Source organism: Tepidibacter sp. Z1-5 (genome assembly GCF_037844525.1).
Lineage (GTDB): Bacteria > Bacillota > Clostridia > Peptostreptococcales > Peptostreptococcaceae > Tepidibacter_A.
This window is the reverse complement of the sequence record NZ_JBBMMD010000066.1, coordinates 1-4,666: the sequence shown is the minus strand read 5'-3', so window position 1 is coordinate 4,666 and position 4,666 is coordinate 1. Positions and strand designations below refer to the sequence as shown.

Annotated in this window: 5 protein-coding genes; 4 read left to right on the top strand and 1 reads right to left on the bottom strand. The window is 26.9% G+C overall.

Features of this window, described 5'->3' with window-relative positions; translation table 11 throughout:
* The 3 genes from WJW32_RS12485 to WJW32_RS12475 all read left to right on the top strand — a co-directional run.
* The coding region (locus WJW32_RS12485; protein WP_340258818.1) for a hypothetical protein at positions 1-615 on the top strand (615 nt) is incomplete at its 5' end.
* 111 nt (positions 616-726) lie between these two features.
* Entirely contained in the window at positions 727-1,503 is a 777-nt protein-coding gene (locus WJW32_RS12480) for a hypothetical protein (protein ID WP_340258816.1), read from the top strand.
* Positions 1,504-1,572: 69 nt separating this feature from the next.
* The gene (locus WJW32_RS12475; protein ID WP_340258814.1) at positions 1,573-1,743 is read left to right on the top strand and encodes a phosphoribosylformylglycinamidine synthase subunit PurQ; all 171 of its coding nucleotides are present in this window, start codon (positions 1,573-1,575) and stop codon (positions 1,741-1,743) included.
* Between the two features lie 270 nt (positions 1,744-2,013).
* On the opposite strand, the gene WJW32_RS12470 is transcribed toward WJW32_RS12475, so the two are convergent.
* Complete coding sequence (locus WJW32_RS12470) at positions 2,014-3,231, bottom strand: IS256 family transposase (protein WP_340258812.1); 1,218 nt, start codon at positions 3,229-3,231, stop codon at positions 2,014-2,016.
* A gap of 655 nt (positions 3,232-3,886) precedes the next feature.
* Between WJW32_RS12470 and WJW32_RS12465 the strand changes: the two genes are divergently transcribed.
* On the top strand, positions 3,887-4,666 hold a 780-nt coding region (locus WJW32_RS12465; protein WP_340258810.1), incomplete at its 3' end, for a hypothetical protein.

Sequence of the window (4,666 nt, the reverse complement as noted above, 5' to 3'; positions counted from 1 at the left end):
GAAGAAGCTCGAAAAAAAGTCACAGAAACAGTAGCTGTAACTCCTCAAACAGGACCTAAATTTGACTATCAAACGTATACTTTATTTCCTAGCACGTGGGATGCTGTAAAGGTAACTGGACAAAAGAAACTAGAAGTTGTAAAACCTCTTGTTAAAGGTGGATTTACAATAGAAGGTAAAGTTATTTCACACGGAGAACCTGTAGATAATACACCTATCACTGCAAATTTAGTTTACAGAGGTATAGACATAGGGACTTTAAATGCTTTAACAGATAAAGATGGTAATTATAAAGTTACAGTTGATTTATCTAATATAGAAAAAAAGAATATATACGATACAAAATATATTTATCTGAGTGCTTATGATACTTATTACTATGATGAATTAGATATTCATATAAACTGTGAAGGACAAGAACAAATAAAAACTGTATTAATGGAAACTAAGGCTGAAAAAGGATTGTATCTTATTGGTAGAGATTTAATTAGAAAACCAGGATATTCACAAAACTTAAGGGAAGCAAGACCGTATGATTATTGGACTTCAATTTTACATTGGGAATATTGCCAAAAATATAGTCATTTAAAGTTTAATCCTATGGGTTGGTATTAATTATACATAAATATTGATATATTTCCAAATTACCCATTGGTTATACTGATGGGTTAATTTTTAAATTTGATTACAAATATAGTGTCATTCAAACTGTAGGAGGTGTTTTTTATGTATATTAAATCTTTACAAAATAACAATTATTTTTTTCAGAATAAGACTAAAAATAATAATACAAACAATAATTTAAACCATAATAAAGAGAATATTTATAATATCAAAAACAAAGAGTTGCAAAATAAGATACATTCACTAAAAAAAATAGAAATGTCTGAAGGAAAAAGTACTTGTATAGTTAATGAGATGCTAAATGATGAAATACATTTTTTAAATGAAATAAGTAAACAAGTTGAAGTTGTAAAAAATGCATTTCAAGATTACACAACAAATTCAATAACTAATGAAATAGAGTCTAAGTCTATTGTGTTCAAAGAAAAACTTGTTGATTCTGAAAATTCTAAAAGTAATGAAGTGACATATACTAGAGAAGGAAAAGAATTACTTCTAAACTGTGCAATAAAAACATTGTCTAGTCAGATTCATATATATTCTGCTATTACACGAGGTATGGCTAATTATTACAAAAATAATAATAGTGCAGTACAAGGTAAAATAGAAGAAGTGTTAAAAAATACAAATAATGATGAATCATTATTTGATATTGGATATAAAGCATTAGGATTGGAAGGACTAGATAATTTAGATTTAACAAAACCGGATGATTTAATGAAAAAATTTGATAACTCTTTAGAATTAATAAATAAAAAAAGAAAAAGAGTTGAAGAAGCTTATTCATATTTAAATAACACTTATTGTAATATACTAAATTCAAATAAAAATAAATTCTTAATTAATAATCAATCTAGATATATAAATGAGACAATATAAAACGCAAATTCAATGTACTGATTAGGGTAATGGCAATGTATTTAGTCAGAATCTAAGATAAATAAACGATTGATTGCTTTTGTTTCATTCTATGCAGTTGAAGAAATAACTAGTCCTGATGAAAGAATATTGGGCAAGATGGGACACTGTGAGAGAATTGGAGATAATGTTCTTAAGAATATACATAGAAATAAGGATCAAAGATTATTTGAATCTGGAATAGAGTATTTTAAGTTATAGACTAATAACTGATTAATCAAAAGAACCTAGATTTTTTATAAAAAATCTAGGTTCTTTTTTAGTCTGTGGGTTGAGTATGTAATTAAATGTGTGTAAACTTCATATTTAAGTTTAGATTTTGAATTTTGAAATGTTGTTTTAATTGTATCTAGGGGTTATGTTTTTCTATAAAAAACTAGCCCTTTTTAATATTATTTCCATTTTAAGAAAAAAAATAGTACCTCCTTTAAGATTAATTATCTTAATTTTTTGAGTTAGATAAATCTGAAATTAAATAGCTAATGAAGTAAGTCTTTCTTCGAAATGTATAGTTAATTGATCTAAAATTTGAGCCCAATTTCTAATCTTTTGAGTCCATTTTTCTGATATATCCATAGTTGCTAGATATAATGATTTATGAAGTGCGTCATCTGTAGGAAACATACCCTTTGATTTTGTGACTTTTCTAAGTTGTCTATTGTAACTTTCAATAGGATTTGTTGTATATATAAGCTTTCTTATCTCTGATGGATGTTTAAAAAATGTAGCTAATTCATCCCAATTATTTCTCCAACTTCTCAATGCTACCGCATAAGTTTTGTCCCATTTTTCTTCAACTAAATCTAATTGGATAAGTGCAGCTTCTTCTGTTAGAGCAGTATATACTAATTTTAAGTCTTTAGAAAAATCTTTTCTATGCTTATATGATACATATTTAAAACAATTTCTAATCTGATGTATTACACACTTTTGAATCTCTGTATTAGGAAATACAGCTTTAATAGCTTCGCTAAAACCAGTAAGACCATCGACAGATGCTATTAGTATATCTTTAACCCCTCTGTTTTTAATGTCTGTAAGTACTTTTAACCAATATTTTGCACTTTCATTTTCACCAATCCATATGCCTAATACTTCTTTAAATCCTTCCATATTTATACCTATAACAGCGTAAGCTGCTCTATTAATTATTCTTCCTTCTGTTCTAACTTTATAGTGAATAGCATCTAAAAATATTACAGGATAAACCTGTTCTAAAGGTCTGTTTTGCCATTCTTTTGCTAGTGGTAATATCTTATCTGTTATCTTTGAAATAAGAGTAGGAGATACATCTATACCGTATATATTTTTTAAATGAGTTGCTATATCTCTCGTAGACATACCATTTGAATACATTCCTAGTACTTGATCTTCAATCCCAGATATATCATTTTCATTGTTTTTGATTACCTTTGGTTCATATTCACCATTTCTATCTCTTGGTATACTTAAATCTATTTCTCCGAAATCAGATATGACTTTTTTGCTTCGATATCCATTTCTACTGTTTTTAGTTTTCTTATTCTTATAATCATATCTTGAATATCCTAAATGATCATCAAGCTCTGCTTCTAACATTTCTTGGATTGTATCTGCAAATAAATCTTTAAGCATAGATTGAACATCTCTAGCATTTTTAACATCATACTCTTGTAATAGCGTTCTTAATATTTCACTTTTATTCAACATAAAAAGTGTGCACCTTCCTTTCAAGTAATAATTCTATAACTTTCATTATCACCATTTTTTGGAAGTTTACACACTTTAAATTATATATCCTGTGGGTTATCAAAAACTGTCTATAAAAATACCGTGAATACAACGATATTTTGAATACAACTAAGATTTTATCTTATTTAGTTCTAAAATTTACGAACTCCCTACGGTCAGACACGCAAATTTCTTAACGAATTATTAAACGATAAAACCTAAGGTGTATTAGTCAAAATATCTAAAAGGATTCACTAATATTTTTATAGAAAGTTTTTAGTGTTGATATATATGTTATAAAATTAACCTTACCCCGCGATAAAAGTAAAAAAATCCTTTGTTAAATATATTGAAATTATCTTAGCATGGTTTGTATTGGCAACATGGATTTTCAAAGTTTTTAGATATTATTTGTATTTTAACTACAACATATTATATCTAAAATAAAATTAAGTTTATAAAAGTAGGTCTTATTAAGTGATAAGTAGTTCTTATTGCAATAAGAACTACTACTTCTACATAGGTAATAAGTTTCATTTTATGAAAATTATAGATAAAAATGTAAAGTAATGGATAATTATAACGATATAAATTATGAAAGTTTAAAATATATTAAATATAGGAGGTAACGTATTTGAAAAAGTATACAGCATTTTTATTAATAATAGTTTTATTTTTATCGTCTATAACGATGAGTATGGCTATATCAGACGAGAACAAAATGGTACATGATACTACATCGAATGTACAAAAGACAGAAAAAAGAGAAACAACTGTAACAGAAGAAGTTTATGGAAAAGAAGAAACAACCGTAACAGAAAATAATAAACCACAAGCAATAATAAAAATGGATTATGAAGGTAAATCATTTTCATTCAATCAAGGAGAAACTAATAGCAATACAGATCAAGAAATATATAAAACAACTAAAATAACTTGGTCATCAATTTCAACAGACAAAGATGGAAAAGATGATATAGTTGAAGAAGAATGGATAAATAAAAAAGAAAATTATGATTCATATGGGGAACAAATAGTAAAATTAAGAGTTAAAGATAATTCAGGAGAATGGTCTGAATGGACAGAAGTGAAATTTAGTATAACAAATAGAGCTCCAGTTGCAGAGCTTCAGTATATGATATTAAATCCTGAAAGTGTAATAGATGGAAAAATAACAACTGATACTCAGATTTCATGGCTTTGGCTATATAATAACCAAAGTTTTGTTTATGATCCTGATGGAGATGAAATTGCTGATATAGATGTTAGCGGAATCAATGAAGATGATATTATACAAACATTAGATGGAGGAACAGAATTTCAAGGTTTTGCTACTCAGTTTAAATCACCGGGGAAATATACATTAGAATTTAAAATTCAAGATAATCAAGGTTTATGGTCAAATGTTTGGAGT

Bases quoted from the DNA above. Each gene is read 5' to 3' on its own strand.
- WJW32_RS12480 (WP_340258816.1), top strand. From the start codon at position 727: ATGTATATTAAATCTTTACAAAATAACAATTATTTTTTTCAGAATAAG.
- WJW32_RS12470 (WP_340258812.1), bottom strand. From the start codon at position 3,231: ATGTTGAATAAAAGTGAAATATTAAGAACGCTATTACAAGAGTATGAT.